Source organism: Arthrobacter sp. SIMBA_036 (genome assembly GCF_046535135.1).
Lineage (GTDB): Bacteria > Actinomycetota > Actinomycetes > Actinomycetales > Micrococcaceae > Arthrobacter.
On record NZ_JAWRXG010000012.1, the window covers coordinates 1 to 15,381 of the forward strand.

Here is a 15,381-nt window from a genome sequence, read left to right on the forward strand (position 1 = left end):
GTTGTTAGCAGCTCCTTAGAAAGGAGGTGATCCAGCCGCACCTTCCGGTACGGCTACCTTGTTACGACTTAGTCCCAATCGCCGGTCCCACCTTCGACGGCTCCCCCCACAAGGGTTAGGCCACCGGCTTCGGGTGTTACCAACTTTCGTGACTTGACGGGCGGTGTGTACAAGGCCCGGGAACGTATTCACCGCAGCGTTGCTGATCTGCGATTACTAGCGACTCCGACTTCATGGGGTCGAGTTGCAGACCCCAATCCGAACTGAGACCGGCTTTTTGGGATTAGCTCCACCTCACAGTATCGCAACCCTTTGTACCGGCCATTGTAGCATGCGTGAAGCCCAAGACATAAGGGGCATGATGATTTGACGTCGTCCCCACCTTCCTCCGAGTTGACCCCGGCAGTCTCCTATGAGTCCCCGCCATCACGCGCTGGCAACATAGAACGAGGGTTGCGCTCGTTGCGGGACTTAACCCAACATCTCACGACACGAGCTGACGACAACCATGCACCACCTGTAAACCGACCGCAAGCGGGGCACCTGTTTCCAGGCATTACCGGTTCATGTCAAGCCTTGGTAAGGTTCTTCGCGTTGCATCGAATTAATCCGCATGCTCCGCCGCTTGTGCGGGCCCCCGTCAATTCCTTTGAGTTTTAGCCTTGCGGCCGTACTCCCCAGGCGGGGCACTTAATGCGTTAGCTACGGCGCGGAAAACGTGGAATGTCCCCCACACCTAGTGCCCAACGTTTACGGCATGGACTACCAGGGTATCTAATCCTGTTCGCTCCCCATGCTTTCGCTCCTCAGCGTCAGTTACAGCCCAGAGACCTGCCTTCGCCATCGGTGTTCCTCCTGATATCTGCGCATTTCACCGCTACACCAGGAATTCCAGTCTCCCCTACTGCACTCTAGTCTGCCCGTACCCACTGCAGAACCGGAGTTGAGCCCCGGTCTTTCACAGCAGACGCGACAAACCGCCTACGAGCTCTTTACGCCCAATAATTCCGGATAACGCTTGCGCCCTACGTATTACCGCGGCTGCTGGCACGTAGTTAGCCGGCGCTTCTTCTGCAGGTACCGTCACTTACGCTTCTTCCCTACTGAAAGAGGTTTACAACCCGAAGGCCGTCATCCCTCACGCGGCGTCGCTGCATCAGGCTTGCGCCCATTGTGCAATATTCCCCACTGCTGCCTCCCGTAGGAGTCTGGGCCGTGTCTCAGTCCCAGTGTGGCCGGTCACCCTCTCAGGCCGGCTACCCGTCGTCGCCTTGGTAGGCCATTACCCCACCAACAAGCTGATAGGCCGCGAGTCCATCCAAAACCACAAAAGCTTTCCACCCCCCACCATGCGATGAGGAGTCATATCCGGTATTAGACCCAGTTTCCCAGGCTTATCCCAGAGTCAAGGGCAGGTTACTCACGTGTTACTCACCCGTTCGCCACTAATCCCCCAGCAAGCTGGGATCATCGTTCGACTTGCATGTGTTAAGCACGCCGCCAGCGTTCATCCTGAGCCAGGATCAAACTCTCCGTTGAAAACAAAAAATCAAACAGACACAACCACACCCACCGGAAATAACGGCAAACACGGCTGCACAAAATTCGAAACCAGCTGAAAACCAGACCACCACACACAGGAGTGCGCAGGGCCCAGCCATAATTTCAACCAATCAAAAAACAATCGGCATCAACAAACTTGGCACACTATTGAGTTCTCAAACAACAGACACTAACCGGCACCACCCACACCCCAACAGGGTCCAGGATCGCTCCGGAGCAACTTTCCAAACTTACCTGATCAACTTGGTCTTGGCAACTCAGCGTTTCCGCGATTCCCAGCCCATCTGATCAGCCCCCACCCGTCACCGGCGCACTGGCAAGCGCGCCAATTTCAGGCTCATATTGAAGGGGGTTGGCCCCCGCGGTTACCAGCCCTAGGCTGCCTCACTCGCGGCGACTCAGAAGACATTACACGCTCCATGACCTCGGCACAAATCCGGCCCCGCACCGCCGTCGAACCGGGCCAAACCACGCGGGACGTTATGGCGGAAACGCCGGGTTAAAGGCGGAGAGGGCCAGCAACCGTAGCGGTTGCCGGCCCTCTCCGTGCAAGGACTTCTCCGGGCAGGGACTTCTCCGTGTTAGGACTCTAGGCCGACACTTCGATCGTGGCGAGGTTCTTCTTGCCACGGCGAAGGAGCAGGTACCGGCCGTGAAGCAAGTCATCCTGCGCAATGACGGCGTCAGGATCGGACACCTTGGTGTTGTTCACGTAGGCACCGCCCTCGCCGACAGTACGGCGGGCTGCAGATTTGCTGTCCGACAGTCCCGAGGCGACCAAGAGATCGATGATTCCCAGGCCGTCAGCGCCGACCTTCGCCGAAGGAAGTTCTGCAGTGGCTGCTTCCAACGTCTGTTCGTCCAGCACAGTCAGGTCTCCGTTGCCGAACAGCGCCGCCGAAGCGGTGATGACTTTCTCGGTCGCGTCGACTCCATGCACGAGTGAGGTGACCTCGAAGGCAAGCTTCTTCTGTCCCTCGCGGGCAAACGGGCGTTCGGCCACCGCTTGTCCGAGTTCCTCGATCTCAGCCCGTGAAAGGAAAGTGAACACCTTAAGGCGGTCCACCACATCGGCATCGGCGGTGTTGAGCCAGAACTGGTAGAACGCGTAGGGGCTGCACATGTCCGGATCAAGCCAGATGGCGTTGCCTTCGCTCTTGCCGAACTTGGTGCCATCGGAGTTGGTGATGAGGGGCGTGCCCAGGGCATGCACGCTCTTGCCTTCGACCTTGCGAATGAGCTCCGTGCCACTGGTGAGGTTGCCCCATTGGTCCGAGCCGCCCGTCTGCAGGGCGCAGCCATAGTCGCGGAAAAGCTGGAGGTAGTCCATTCCCTGCAGAATCTGGTAGCTGAATTCGGTGTAGCTGATGCCCTCGTCCGAGTTCAGTCGGGAGGCAACTGCATCCTTGCGGAGCATGGTGCCCACGCGGAAATGCTTCCCGATTTCACGGAGGAAATCGATGGCGCTCAGTGGCGCGGTCCAGTCAAGGTTGTTGACCATCCGGGCCGGGTTCTCGCCGTCGAAACTCAGGAAGCGGCGTACCTGCCCCTGAAGGTAACCGACCCACTCCGCCACGGTGTCTTTGGTGTTCAAGGTGCGTTCCGCCGTCGGACGCGGATCCCCGATGAGTCCGGTAGAGCCACCCACCAAGCCGAGTGGCTTGTGGCCGGCAAGTTGCAGGCGGCGCATCAAAAGCAACTGCACCAAGTTGCCTAAATGCAGCGAAGGCGCGGTGGGGTCGAAGCCACAGTAATAGGTGATCGGGTCCCCGGCGAGAAGCTTTTCCAGTTCCGTTTCGTCCGTGGAAACGTGCACAAGACCCCGCCATTTAAGCTCCTGCCAGATGTTGGCAAAAGCGGGATCGTTGTGTTGGGACTCAATGTTGTTTACGTGTGGCACGAGATCTAAGTTAGCAGGATTGACGCGCCATTTTCCTAGCGTTCGATGCCGGCAGGAAGCGGGGCGGCGGCGATGAGGCGAAGACGTTGCGTGGCCCGCGTCATGGCAACGTAAAGGTCGCCCACCTTTCCGTGCTCGTGATTCAGCATGGCTGCAGGCTCCAAAACCACCACGCCGTCGAACTCGAGGCCCTTGGCTTCCTTGGGACTCATCACCACGATGTCCTGCTCGTAACTGCCTGCACCACCACCGACACGCCGTCCGTACACCTTCCGGAGCGCGGCGGCGGCCTGCGGCAGCAGCGGTCCGTCGGCAATCACGGCGAGCAATCCGCTGTCGAGCGCTGTGATTTCCTCGGGCAGGACCTCAAGGAGGCGCGGCACGATCCCATCCGCGTCGACACGGTCCACGATTGGCGACCATTTGCCTTCCCGAACAGCCTTGGGGGCCGAGACCACCAAACCCGCGCGGTTGGCCATGCGGACCGCCGCCTCGGCGATTTGCGACGGCGTGCGGTAGTTCACCGTTAGTTCTTCCAACGACCACCGGTCACCGAACGACGGCGCCAGGGCGCTCTTCCACGAATTGGCACCGGCCGCTGCACTGGTCTGCGCGATATCCCCCACGATCGTGAAGGACTTCAGCGGGCAACGACGGACCAAGAGGCGCCACTGCATGGGCGAAAGTTCCTGGGCCTCGTCAACAATAATGTGTCCAAAAGCCCACGAGCGATCGCTGGTGGCTCTTTCGGCCGCGGTCAGGCGGGTTTCGCGTTCCTGATTCTGGTCTGCGAGTTCTTCGGCCGTGACCAGGACGTCGACGCCCATCGATTCCATGTTGGCCAAGGTCTGCTTGGCGTTGGCAAGATCCCGGGCACGGTCCGCTTCCTGCTGGGCCAATCCCCTGCCTGCGGCCGGATCGAGTTCACCGAGCAACTCGGCAGCCTCGTCCAGCAACGGCACATCTGCCTCAGTCCACGGCGCGTCGGCAGGACGCTCCAGCAAGGCGCGTTGCTCCGGCGTCAGGTGTGGCGTGCAGGCCTCGAGGATGGCGGGCTTGCTGAAGAGCTCGGAAATCAGCTTCTCCGGTGTCATCGGCATCCAGCAAAGGTTCAGTGCAATGCGAACATCCCGGGCGGACCGGACGTCCTCTGCCAGGTAGGCGCGATCCGCATTGTTGCCGATATTCGACTCCTCCACCAGATCGGTCAACTGCTCTGTGAGCTCACGCAGGAGGATCTTCACGAACGTCAAGCGCGCCTCATTGTGGGGTTTGCCGGTGGCCCGTGCCTTTTCGCGGGCACGGCGTACCTGCCTGACAGAAAGGGTCAGCTTGCGCGAGTCAACTTCGAGGACCAGGTCCTGGGCAGGGGTCCGTTGGCGGTTGGCGACGGCGTTGGCCACCACCTTCGCCATGTCGAGCTTGCCCTTGAGGGCCGCAACGTTGCTGTCCTCCTCCGGCACGGCATGGATTCCGGGCATAAGGCGGCCGAGGCTCGCCATGACCACGCCGGTCTCGCCGAGCGATGGAAGCACGCGTTCGATGTAGTGCATGAAGGAGGACGACGGTCCCACCAAGAGGACGCCGGCGCTCTTGAGCCGGTCCCGGTGGGTGTACAGCAAGTAGGCCGCCCGGTGCAGTGCCACGGCGGTCTTTCCCGTACCGGGACCACCTTGGACCACCAGGGCGCCGGAGATGGAGGAACGGATGATCCGGTCCTGCTCGGACTGGATGGTGCCCACGATGTCCGACATGCGGCCCGTGCGCTTGGAGTTAAGGGCAGCAAGCAGCGCGCCCTCTCCTTGGAGTGACTCGTTATCGGCCAACAAGCCAGCGTCCAGGACATCGTCCTCGATGGCTTTGACCTCACGTCCTTGGAGGATCAGGTGACGACGACGGCGGACACCTTGCCGGTCGAAGGCAGTCGCTTGGTAAAAGTGGCCGGCTTCGGGCGCCCGCCAGTCAACCATGAGCCGCTGGAGGTCAGCCGTGGTCAAGCCAATGCGGCCGATGTACTGCTCCTCACCGGAGTCGAGGTCCAGACGGCCGAACACCAGACGGTCATCGACGGCGTCGAGCTGGGCAAGGCGGTCCTCGTACAGCGCCGCGAAAGCGTCACGTTCGGACACATTCTGCATGGTTCCCACAGCACCGGCCCTGCGTACCTGCGCCAGCTGGGCACGCTTTTCTTCACGCAGCTCATCGAGCCGGGCATACAGCCCGGCCACATATTCCTGCTCGTGGACCAAATCAGCGTCGTGCATCGAACCGTACCCCTATCGCAAAAGACAGACCGTCCATTCTACAGTGATTTTGGTAAACGCGGTGGGGTGGCGGTCACATGCCGGACGGCGTCAGATCGTGACGGCGCGCTTCCGCGGACGTGCCGCTTTGTAGCGCGAGACGGTGGGATCGTTGTCGACCCAAAAGCGCCATGGGTATTCGCTCGTTCCACCCGGTCCTGCCACCCCGACTCTGGGTCCGCTGGACACCGCCTCCGCCGGCGAGCGCGGCAACCACAAGCTGAAGGGTTCTGCGAGCGCGTCACGGCCTGTGTCCGCCGTCGTAAGTCCCAGCGCGGACGCCAGCCTGGCAGGTCCGCTCGCCAGATCCTTTGGCGTTTTGGCGGCGGGGCGGCGGGCCGCGGCAAGGCCTTCGCCGTCGACGATCTCACCTGCCCGCAGCAAGAGGGCGGACGGTGCGTCCTCCGGACCGCAGACGATGTTGGCGCAGTAATGCATGCCGTAGGTGAAGTAGACGTAGAGGAATCCCGGCGCCCCGAACATCGGGGCGTTCCTGGCTGTGCGTCCGCCAAAGGTGTGGGAGCCGGGGTCGGGGTGCTGGGAATCACGTGGGCCCATGTACGCTTCCACCTCGGTGAGCCTGACGGACACCGGACCCGCGTCGGAGTGGTGGGTCAGCACCGCTCCGAGTATCAACGGGGCGATGACGCGGGGGTCGCCAGCGAGGAATGCACGGACGTCCGCTGGTTCTGTCATGAAGGCTTCCATGGACGGGCTCATGCCCAGACACTAGCAAAAAGACCTGCAAGGGCCATGTCCGATTCCCGCTAGAAGTGTCCCCCCGTGGCTGGCAGGATGGGGAGATGGACTTCTGGCAGCGCTACAGGGCAATCGATGCCCGCGACACCCGGTTCGATGGCCAATTCTTCACCGCTGTCAGCTCCACCGGCATTTACTGCCGCCCGTCATGCCCCGCCCGGACACCGAAGGCGGAGAACGTCACGTTTTACGAAACCTCCGCCGCGGCGCACGAGGCCGGGTACCGCGCTTGCAAACGCTGCCTCCCCGAGGCCGTTCCGGGAACTCCCGCGTGGAACGTCCGCTCCGACGTGGCGGGCCGCGCCATGCGACTCATCAACGACGGCGTCATCACTCGCGAAGGCGTCGAGGGCCTGGCGCAACGTTTGGGCTACTCCCCGCGGCAACTCAACCGGATCCTCAGCCAAGAACTCGGCGCGGGTCCTCTCTCCCTGGCGAGGGCGTGCCGGTCCCAAATAGCGAGGACACTGCTGGCCTCCACGGATATGCTCCTTGCCGATGTTGCGTTTGCATCAGGGTTCAACAGCGTGCGGCAGTTCAACGACACCATCGGTGAGGTCTTCGCGATGACGCCGACGGCGTTGCGGGCCACTGCTGCCAAGCCCCACCATGGCGGAGCTGCTGCAGCTTCCACCGCGGGCCCGGTGCCCTTGACGTTGAATTTGCCGTACCGGGAACCCTTCGATCCCGGCATATTCGACTTCCTGGCCGTCCGCGCTATTCCCGGGATCGAGGTGGCCAGCACCGGGCCGAACGGAACGGCAACGTACGCCCGCACCCTCCGCCTCCCACGCGGCAGCGCCTCCTTCTCCGTGACGTACACGCCGTCGAAGCCCGGCAGTTCGTTACAGCTAACGGCTACTGTGGCGGATCTTCATGACCTCCCCGCACTGTTGAGCCGCGTCCGGAGGTTGTTCGATCTAGACGCTGATCCACAGGCAATCGACGAAGCTTTGGCGGCGGACTCGAGGCTTGCAGACCGGGTCGCGGCCATTCCTGGAATGAGGCTGCCTGGTGCCGTCGATCCCCAGGAACTGTTGATCCGGGCCATGATCGGCCAGCAGATCACCGTGGCGGCTGCCAGAAAAGCCCTGACGCAGCTGTCAGTTGCCGGCTCCCCTGCCGGGCCGGGTGCCCCTGGCCTGGACCGCTTCTTCCCGACGGCGGCGGAACTCGCTGACCAAGGCCGCGCCCTGCTCCGGGGTCCCCAGCGCCGCATTGATTCCATCGTGGCGGCGGCCGAAGCGATGGCGAGCGGGGCGTTGGACTTCGGCTACGGGGATGACGTGCCGAGCCTGGAACGCAAACTGCTCCCGCTGCCCGGTGTTGGACCGTGGACAGTCGGATACGTCGCAATGCGCGTGCTTGGCGCCCCGGATATCTTCCTGGCCAACGATGCCGCCGTCCGCAACGGGTTGAAGTTACTGCCTCCCCGGGAGGGCTTGAGTGCCACATTCCAAGAGGTCAGCCCGTGGCGCTCCTACGCCACCATGCACCTGTGGCGGACGGCGGCAAAGAAGCGGGCGTGAGGGAGCAACTGGCTTAGCGGGTTGCCGGCAGCGCGGCAGGCCATGGAAGGAGCTCGGGTAGCTCGATTCCATCGGCAGCGGCTGTTGCGCGCAGGCTTCCTAAGGTCGGTTCCCGTCCGGCGAGCCACGCAGCGATGTCTGTCAGCATGCCGGTGATGGCAACGGACGTGCCACCGGTGCCGATAGCCAGTTGGGGAAGACCGGTGGGCTGCAGGATGAACTTATACTTCTCAGGCACACGTGCTGCCAGGAAGTCGATGAGATGTTCGCAGAAGGGGCGGCTCCACGTCTCGGGCCCGTAACCCAGGCCGAGGTCCGAGGCATGGATGGTGAGTTCGCGCCAAAGCGCCAAACCGCCGTCGAGCACTGTTCCGTCCCTGTACGCGATGCGGGCGTTCCAGCCGTCCCCCTTCATGTGGTCGAACGCGGCTGTTGCGGCTCCCAGAGCGGCAGAAACAGCTTCTGTGTGCTGCGCGAGGCTATGCCCGGCGGCCAGGTCGATCGCCTTGTTGCGGCCCTCCATGCCGCCGTCGTACAGTTCCACGGTCTCGCCGCGGAGGGCGTAGTCGAGTTGGCGGGCCATAGCCCGGCAAATCCCGCCGATGTGCGCAAGGACGTGTCCGCGTGTCCAGCCTGGAAGCTCCGACGGTTCAGCGACGGAGGAATCGTCCATGGTGGCTAGGAGGCGGGTGACGACGTCGGCGGCTTTGTGAAGCTCTGCGGGCAGCGTCTCAGGGGTGATCGGGGTCATAGCGCCATGCTAACGCACCAGTTAAACAGCTGTGGGACAGCACTTGACGTGCCGTCCCACAGCTTCTTTTGCGTCGTTAGCCCGCGTAGGAGCGGACTGCGCCCAGCTCCGCTTCGAGAGCCGCCAGTTGGCGTTCGACGGCGGCCGGCGCCGTTCCGCCCTGCGAGTTGCGGCTGTTCAGCGAACCCTTGGTGCTGAGGACAGAGCGGACTTCAGGAGTCAGGTGCTCCGAAATCGCCCCGTATTCCGCGTCCGTCAGGTCCCACAGCTCCACGCCACGGCTTTCGGCCTGCTTGACGGCGGCACCGGAGAGCTCGTGGGCCTCCCGGAAGGGTACGCCCTGGCGGACCAACCACTCGGCGATGTCCGTGGCCAACGCGAAGCCCTGCGGTGCAAGCGACTCCATACGCTCTGTGTTGAACGTGAGCGTGGCAATCATGCCCGAGACGGCCGGAAGCAATACTTCCAGTGTGTCGGCGGCGTCGAATACCGGTTCCTTGTCTTCCTGCAGATCGCGGTTGTAAGCGAGCGGCAGGCCCTTGAGAGTCGCCAGGAGACCCGTCAGGTTACCAATGAGGCGCCCTGCCTTGCCGCGGGCGAGCTCGGCAACGTCCGGGTTCTTCTTCTGCGGCATGATGGAAGATCCAGTGGAGTAGGAATCATGCAGCGTCACGAAGGAGAATTCCTTGGTTGCCCACAAGATGACTTCCTCGGAAATGCGGGACAGGTCCACACCGATCATGGAACACACCCAGGCGAACTCGGCGAAGACGTCGCGGGATGCGGTGCCATCGATCGAGTTGTGGACGGCCGAGAAGAAGCCCAAGTCCGCGGCAACAGCCTCAGGATCGAGCCCCAGCGAAGAACCTGCCAACGCACCGGAGCCGTAGGGCGAGACGCCGGCACGCTTATCCCAGTCCTGGAGGCGCTGCACATCACGAAGCAGTGCCCACGCATGGGCAAGCAAGTGATGGCTCAGCAGCACCGGCTGGGCGTGCTGAAGGTGCGTCCGGCCGGGCATAGCTACACCGTGGTGGGCCTTGGCCTGCTCGACCAGCGCATCGACGGTGGCGAGGACACCGCGGGCTATAATCCGGGCGTGGTCACGCAGGAACATCCGGCCAAGGGTTGCCACTTGGTCGTTCCGGGAACGCCCCGCGCGGAGCTTGCCACCCAATTGGGTTCCGGCACGCTCAATCAGCCCACGTTCCAGCGAACCGTGCACGTCCTCGTCACTCTCAGCCGGGACGTAGGCGCCGCTCGCAACGTCCTCGTCCAATTGCTGCAGTGCCGCGAGCATGCCTTCGAGCTCGGCATCGTCCAGCAAACCGGCCTTGGCCAGCACCCGCGCGTGCGCCTTGGAACCGGCGATGTCGTACCGGGCAAGCCGCCAGTCAAAGTGGGTGGACTTGCTCAAAGCGGCCAGCGCATCCGCGGGGCCGCCGGCGAACCGGCCGCCCCACAAGGCACCTTCATTCGTGGACGAGGTCATTACTGGCCTGCAACCCGGAGGTCGCGGCCGGAAGCAACCTTGGAGGACATGCCCCACAGCTCGATGAAGCCACGGGCCATGGACTGGTCAAAGGTGTCGCCGGTGTCGTAGGTGGCCAGATCGAAGTCGTAGAGCGAGGTCTCCGAGCGACGACCGTTGACGATTGCCTGGCCGCCGTGAAGGACCATGCGGATGTCGCCGGAGACGTACTGCTGGGTGTCCTCGATGAATGCGTCCAGGGAGCGCTTCAGCGGGGAGAACCACTGGCCGTCATACACAAGCTCGGACCAGCGCTGGCCAACTGTGGCCTTGAATCGGGCCTGCTCACGCTCGATGGTGATGTCCTCAAGGTGCTTGTGCGCAGTGATCAGAGCCATGGCACCGGGTGCTTCATAGATCTCGCGGGACTTGATACCCACCAAGCGGTCCTCGACGACGTCGATGCGGCCAACGCCTTGGGCGCCGGCACGGCGGTTCAGTTCCTGGATGGCCTGCAGTGGGGTGACCTTGACGCCGTCGATCGCTACCGGCACGCCGGCCTGGAAGGAAATGGTGACCTCATCCGGGGCCGGAGGGAATTCCGGGGTGGCGGTGTAGTCGTAGATGTCCTTGGTGGGAGCGTTCCAAATGTCCTCAAGGTAGCCGGTCTCGACGGCGCGTCCCCAGACGTTCTGGTCGATCGAGTACGGGTTCTTCTTGGTGGTCTCGATCGGGAGGCCCTTTTCCTCGGCGAAGGCAATGGCCTTGTCGCGGGTGAGCGCGAGGTCGCGGACCGGTGCGATGCACTTCAGGTCCGGGCCGAGGGTCTGGATGCCAACTTCGAAGCGGACCTGGTCGTTACCCTTACCGGTGCAACCGTGGGCAACGGTGGTGGCGCCGAACTCGCGGGCGGCCTTCACGAGGTGCTTCACGATGACGGGACGCGAAATGGCCGAAACCAACGGGTAGTGGCCTTGGTAGAGTGCGTTGGCCTTCAGCGTCGGCATGGCGTACTCGTTGGCGAATTCGTCACGGGCGTCAGCGACGTAGGCCTCGACGGCGCCGCAACCGAGTGCGCGCTGGCGGATGGTCTCCAGGGACTCGCCGCCCTGTCCGACGTCGACCGCCACGGCGATGACCTCGGCACCGGTGGCTTCACCGATCCAGCCGATGGCTACGGATGTATCAAGGCCACCGGAGTAGGCCAGAACAATGCGCTCAGTCACGAGAGTGCTCCTTTGTTGTTGCTTGGTTTCATTCATTCGAATCAATGCTGTGTGAAGCTTTTAGTTGCCGGGGCCGGCTTCCTCGGCCATGTGGAGGAAGCGCGCTGCGAGGTCCGCTCCGCCGTCGGGATCCCGGGCCACCAACAGCAACGTGTCATCGCCTGCGATCGTACCCAAAATGGACGGCATCACCGAGTGGTCGATGGCCAATGCCAAGAAGTTTGCAGCCCCCGGAGGTGTACGCAACACCACGATGTTGCCCGAAGCTTCCGCCGTCACCAGCAGTTCGCCGCAAAGCCTGCTCAGCCGGGCATCCAGGATTTCCTGCGTGACACCGCTCTTGGCGTTCCGGTCCCCGCCTTCGCCCGGAACGGCGTAGACCAAGACCCCCTCCTTGCCGCGGACCCTCACCGCGCCCAGTTCCACCAGGTCCCGGGACAGGGTCGCCTGGGTGACCTGGACGCCGTCGTCCGCCAGCAAAGCTGCAAGCTCGGCTTGCGAGCGCACGGACTCACCCGTCAGGATCGCGGTGATACGCGCCTGGCGGGCTGTCTTGGTGGCCGGGCTGACCGGTGGCACGGACGGGTTGGCGGACACTAGAACGTGCTCTCCCCGGTTCCCTCTACCGGAGCAAGCCCCTCGACGAAAGCAAGGCCCGAGCGGTGCATCAGCCAGGCCATGAGCGCCTTCTGGGCGTGGAGCCTGTTCTCTGCCTCATCCCACACAATGGACTGCGGACCGTCAATGACGCTGGCCGAGATCTCATAACCGCGGTAAGCCGGGAGGCAGTGAAGCACGACGGCGTCCGGCGCCGCTTGCGCCATGGCCGCCTCGTCCACGGAGTACTCGCGGAACAACTGCATCCGCGCTTCCTTTTCGGATTCCTGCCCCATGGAAACCCAGGTGTCCGTTGCCACCACGTCGGCACCCTTCAGGGCCTCCGCCGCATCGCTGGTGACCAGCACGGACCCGCCGGTCTGGGCAGCCCGTTCTTCTGCGGCAGCGACGATCTCTGCCGCTGGCAGGTAACCGTCAGGGCCGGAAATGCGGACGTGCATGCCGGCAGTGACCCCGGCCAAGAGGTAAGAGTTCGCCATGTTGTTCGCAGCATCGCCCAGGTAGGCCATGGTCAATCCGGCAAGTTCGCCCTTGTGTTCCTTGACGGTCAGGAGGTCGGCAAGGAGCTGGCAGGGGTGGTAGTCGTCGCACAGGGCGTTAATCACCGGGACCTTGGAGTTTTCCGCCATGGCCACCAAGCCTGCGTGGGCACCGGTCCGCCACACAATGGTGGAGACCATGCGCTCCAGGACCTTCGCTGTGTCCTCCACGGATTCCTTGTGGCCGATCTGCGCCTCGCCGGGGTTGATGATCAGGGCGTTGCCGCCCATGTCCGCGATGCCGGTGGCAAAGGAGACGCGCGTACGGGTTGAGGTCTTATCGAAGATCACCGCAACGGTCTTGCGTCCCTGGCCGTCGGCAGCGAACGGCTGCACGCTGTAGGGAGCCGCCTTCATCCGCGCCGCGAGTTCGAGGACCTCCCGCTGCTCGGCCGGGCTGAGGTCCGTGTCCTTGAGGAAGTGACGTGTGGTGGTGGAAGTAGTCACTGTGAGTCCTTTGCAGTCGTGTCTTTGGCCGTGGCAATCAGGTCCGGCAGTGCCGCCAAGAAGTGGTCGGCCTGCTCGGTGGTGACGATCAGTGGCGGGGCGAGGCGGATGGTTCGCGGGCCGGGGCTGTTGATGATGAACCCGGCGTCCAGGCCTGCGGTCACCATGGCAAGTGCGATGTCCGCATCGAGGTCGAAGCCAATCAGCAGGCCGTCACCGCGGACTTCGGTCACGCCCTCGACGCCGGCAATGCCTTGGCGTAGGTGGGCTCCGACAGCCTGCACCTTCTGCAGGACGCCCTGGCTTTCGATGGCGTGGAGCGTGGCAAGCGATGCCGCCGTAGCCACCGGGTTCCCCCCGAAAGTGGTGCCGTGCTGGCCTGCGGTGAGCAGGGCCGACGTCGTACTTCCGAAAGTGATCAAGGCACCCACCGGGAAGCCGCCGCCCAGTCCTTTGGCGAGCGTCACGGCGTCCGGGACGATGCCGGCGTCCTCGCTGGCGAGCCATTTTCCGGTGCGCCCGATACCCGTCTGGACCTCGTCCAGGATCAAGAGTGCACCGGCCTTGCTGGTGGCTTCGCGGGCCGCCTGCAAGTATTCGTCGCTGAGCGGCCGCACACCCGCTTCGCCCTGGATGGGTTCGAGGAAAACGGCCGCGGTGGCATCGTCGACGGCGGCACGCAAGGCTTCGATGTCACCGAACGGTATGTGGACCACGCCACCGGGCAGTGGCTCGAAGGGCGCCCTGTAGGCTTCCTTGGCCGTGAGCGCGAGGGCACCCATGGTGCGGCCATGGAAGGCGCCTTCGAGGGCGATGATCTTGGTGCGTTTAGCGTCTGGGTTGGTGTTGTTGCGGCGGGCCAGCTTAAAGGCGGCCTCATTCGCTTCAGTCCCGGAGTTGGCAAAAAATACCTTGGAGCCCTCCGGCGCGTTGCTGATGGCCAGCAGTTTTTCGGCGAGCGCGATCTGCGTGGGGCTGGTGAAGAAATTGGAGATGTGTCCCAGCGTGGCGAGCTGGCTGGAGATCACCGAGGTCACGAACGGGTGGGCGTGGCCCAGGGCGTTCACGGCGATGCCGCCGAGGAGGTCAAGGTATTCCTTGCCGTCGGCGTCCCACACCAAGCAGCCTGCACCCCGGACCAGGACGCGCTGCGGAGTGCCGAACACGCCCATCAGTGAGGACGAGTAGCGGGCCAGCCAGTCAGCGCCCGAGCTCTGGGTAACGAGCGTGGTTGCGGCGGCCTCCGCAGCGATGGGGGCGCCATCGCCGGTGGGATTGAGGCCAACAGTTTCGCTCATGCGTTCACTTCCTCGTCCGGTACTACTTGGGTGCCAATACCCGCCGTCGTGAATGTCTCCAACAGCATCGAGTGGGCGAGGCGGCCGTCCACGATGTGTGCCCGTTCCACGCCCTCGTCAATGGCTTTGAGGCATGCGGCCATTTTGGGAATCATGCCGGATTCGAGCGTGGGCAGCATGTCGCGCAGTTCCGATGCGGTCAGAGAAGAAATCAGCGACGACTTGTCCGGCCAGTCGGCGTAAAGACCTTCCACGTCCGTGAGGATGACCAGCTTTGTAGCGCCCAATGCCGAAGCGACAGCCGCAGCAGCGGTATCTGCGTTGACGTTGAGCACTTGGCCAGTGGTCTGGAAGCCGCGGGAGCCGTCAGCCCGGGGCTCGCCGTCGACAACCTCCGGGGCGACCGTCGAGATGACTGGAATGCGGCCGGCGTCAAGGATGTCCTTGATTCCGGCGGGATCAACGCCGACAACCTCGCCCACCAGGCCGAGGTCCACTTCTTCGCCGTCCACAACGGTGCCCGTTCGGACCGCGCGCAGCAGTCCGCCGTCCTCACCGGACATACCCACGGCGTAGGGTCCGTGGGAGTTGATCAATCCGACCAGCTCCCGGCCCACCTGTCCGGTCAGGACCATCCGGACCACGTCCATGGCCTCCGGAGTGGTGACGCGGAGGCCACCCTTGAACTCGGACTCGATACCCAAACGGCTCAGCATCGAGTTGATTTGCGGTCCTCCGCCGTGCACCACCACAGGGTGGATGCCCACATGGTGGAGGAACACGATGTCTTCGGCGAAGGCCCGGCGAAGGTCCTCGTTGACCATGGCGTTGCCGCCGTACTTGATCACCATGGTGGTGCCGGCAAAGCGCTGGATCCACGGCAGGGCTTCGATCAACGTGCCGGCCTTGTCCTGGGCGGTCTTTGCCGAATCCCCGCCGATGGATGCAGTGTCGCGGGTTTGCGCAGTCATTGTCAT

At 63.3% G+C, this 15,381-nt stretch carries 11 protein-coding genes and 1 rRNA gene; 1 reads left to right on the plus strand and 11 read right to left on the minus strand.

The features are described 5' to 3' along the window. Positions 1 to 19: 19 nt before the first annotated feature. The 4 genes from SB659_RS15840 to SB659_RS15855 form a co-directional block, all read right to left on the minus strand. Positions 20 to 1,539: ribosomal RNA gene (locus tag SB659_RS15840) — 16S ribosomal RNA — on the minus strand. 613 nt (positions 1,540 to 2,152) lie between these two features. Beyond that, on the minus strand, positions 2,153 to 3,463 hold the full coding sequence (gene tyrS, locus SB659_RS15845) for a tyrosine--tRNA ligase (protein ID WP_410551024.1): 1,311 nt from the start codon (positions 3,461 to 3,463) through the stop codon (positions 2,153 to 2,155). Between the two features lie 35 nt (positions 3,464 to 3,498). Continuing rightward, positions 3,499 to 5,727 (minus strand): HelD family protein, encoded by a 2,229-nt coding sequence (locus SB659_RS15850; protein WP_410551025.1) that lies wholly within the window; start codon positions 5,725 to 5,727, stop codon positions 3,499 to 3,501. A gap of 90 nt (positions 5,728 to 5,817) precedes the next feature. After that, on the minus strand, positions 5,818 to 6,462 hold the full coding sequence (locus SB659_RS15855; RefSeq protein WP_410551026.1) for a DNA-3-methyladenine glycosylase: 645 nt from the start codon (positions 6,460 to 6,462) through the stop codon (positions 5,818 to 5,820). Positions 6,463 to 6,569: 107 nt separating this feature from the next. Here SB659_RS15855 and SB659_RS15860 point away from each other — a divergent pair, with 107 nt between their 5' ends. Beyond that, entirely contained in the window at positions 6,570 to 8,054 is a 1,485-nt protein-coding gene (locus tag SB659_RS15860) for an AlkA N-terminal domain-containing protein (protein ID WP_284980054.1), read from the plus strand. A 13-nt stretch (positions 8,055 to 8,067) separates the two neighbouring features. On the opposite strand, the gene SB659_RS15865 is transcribed toward SB659_RS15860, so the two are convergent. The 7 genes from SB659_RS15865 to argB all read right to left on the minus strand — a co-directional run bounded on the left by SB659_RS15865 (position 8,068) and on the right by argB (position 15,375). Continuing rightward, positions 8,068 to 8,805 carry a maleylpyruvate isomerase family mycothiol-dependent enzyme gene (locus SB659_RS15865; protein WP_410551027.1) on the minus strand — a complete coding sequence of 246 codons (738 nt, stop codon included), beginning with the start codon at positions 8,803 to 8,805 and terminating at the stop codon, positions 8,068 to 8,070. Positions 8,806 to 8,881: 76 nt separating this feature from the next. Beyond that, entirely contained in the window at positions 8,882 to 10,297 is a 1,416-nt protein-coding gene (argH, locus tag SB659_RS15870; RefSeq protein WP_410551028.1) for an argininosuccinate lyase, read from the minus strand. After that, positions 10,297 to 11,502, minus strand: coding sequence for an argininosuccinate synthase (locus SB659_RS15875; protein WP_026541618.1), 1,206 nt, complete (start codon positions 11,500 to 11,502; stop codon positions 10,297 to 10,299). The genes argH and SB659_RS15875 overlap by 1 nt, the downstream gene beginning before the upstream one ends. 60 nt (positions 11,503 to 11,562) lie before the next feature. Further along, complete coding sequence (locus SB659_RS15880; RefSeq protein ID WP_284976648.1) at positions 11,563 to 12,099, minus strand: arginine repressor; 537 nt, start codon at positions 12,097 to 12,099, stop codon at positions 11,563 to 11,565. Further along, positions 12,099 to 13,106, minus strand: a complete 1,008-nt coding sequence (gene argF / locus SB659_RS15885) for an ornithine carbamoyltransferase (protein ID WP_284980050.1) — start codon at positions 13,104 to 13,106, stop codon at positions 12,099 to 12,101. The genes SB659_RS15880 and argF overlap by 1 nt, the downstream gene beginning before the upstream one ends. Beyond that, the gene (locus tag SB659_RS15890) at positions 13,103 to 14,404 is read right to left on the minus strand and encodes an acetylornithine transaminase (RefSeq protein WP_284980049.1); all 1,302 of its coding nucleotides are present in this window, start codon (positions 14,402 to 14,404) and stop codon (positions 13,103 to 13,105) included. Before SB659_RS15890 ends, argF begins: the two co-directional genes overlap by 4 nt. Next, complete coding sequence (gene argB / locus SB659_RS15895; RefSeq protein ID WP_284980048.1) at positions 14,401 to 15,375, minus strand: acetylglutamate kinase; 975 nt, start codon at positions 15,373 to 15,375, stop codon at positions 14,401 to 14,403. The genes SB659_RS15890 and argB overlap by 4 nt, the downstream gene beginning before the upstream one ends. Positions 15,376 to 15,381 lie beyond the last annotated feature (6 nt).

What these genes read in the sequence shown, in the direction of transcription:
- SB659_RS15860 (WP_284980054.1), top strand. Translation starts at nt 6,570, where the DNA reads ATGGACTTCTGGCAGCGCTACAGGGCAATCGATGCCCGCGACACCCGG.
- SB659_RS15890 (WP_284980049.1), bottom strand. Translation starts at nt 14,404, where the DNA reads ATGAGCGAAACTGTTGGCCTCAATCCCACCGGCGATGGCGCCCCCATC.
- argB (WP_284980048.1), bottom strand. Translation starts at nt 15,375, where the DNA reads ATGACTGCGCAAACCCGCGACACTGCATCCATCGGCGGGGATTCGGCA.
- argH (WP_410551028.1), bottom strand. Translation starts at nt 10,297, where the DNA reads ATGACCTCGTCCACGAATGAAGGTGCCTTGTGGGGCGGCCGGTTCGCC.
- SB659_RS15865 (WP_410551027.1), bottom strand. Translation starts at nt 8,805, where the DNA reads ATGACCCCGATCACCCCTGAGACGCTGCCCGCAGAGCTTCACAAAGCC.
- SB659_RS15850 (WP_410551025.1), bottom strand. Translation starts at nt 5,727, where the DNA reads ATGCACGACGCTGATTTGGTCCACGAGCAGGAATATGTGGCCGGGCTG.
- SB659_RS15855 (WP_410551026.1), bottom strand. Translation starts at nt 6,462, where the DNA reads ATGACAGAACCAGCGGACGTCCGTGCATTCCTCGCTGGCGACCCCCGC.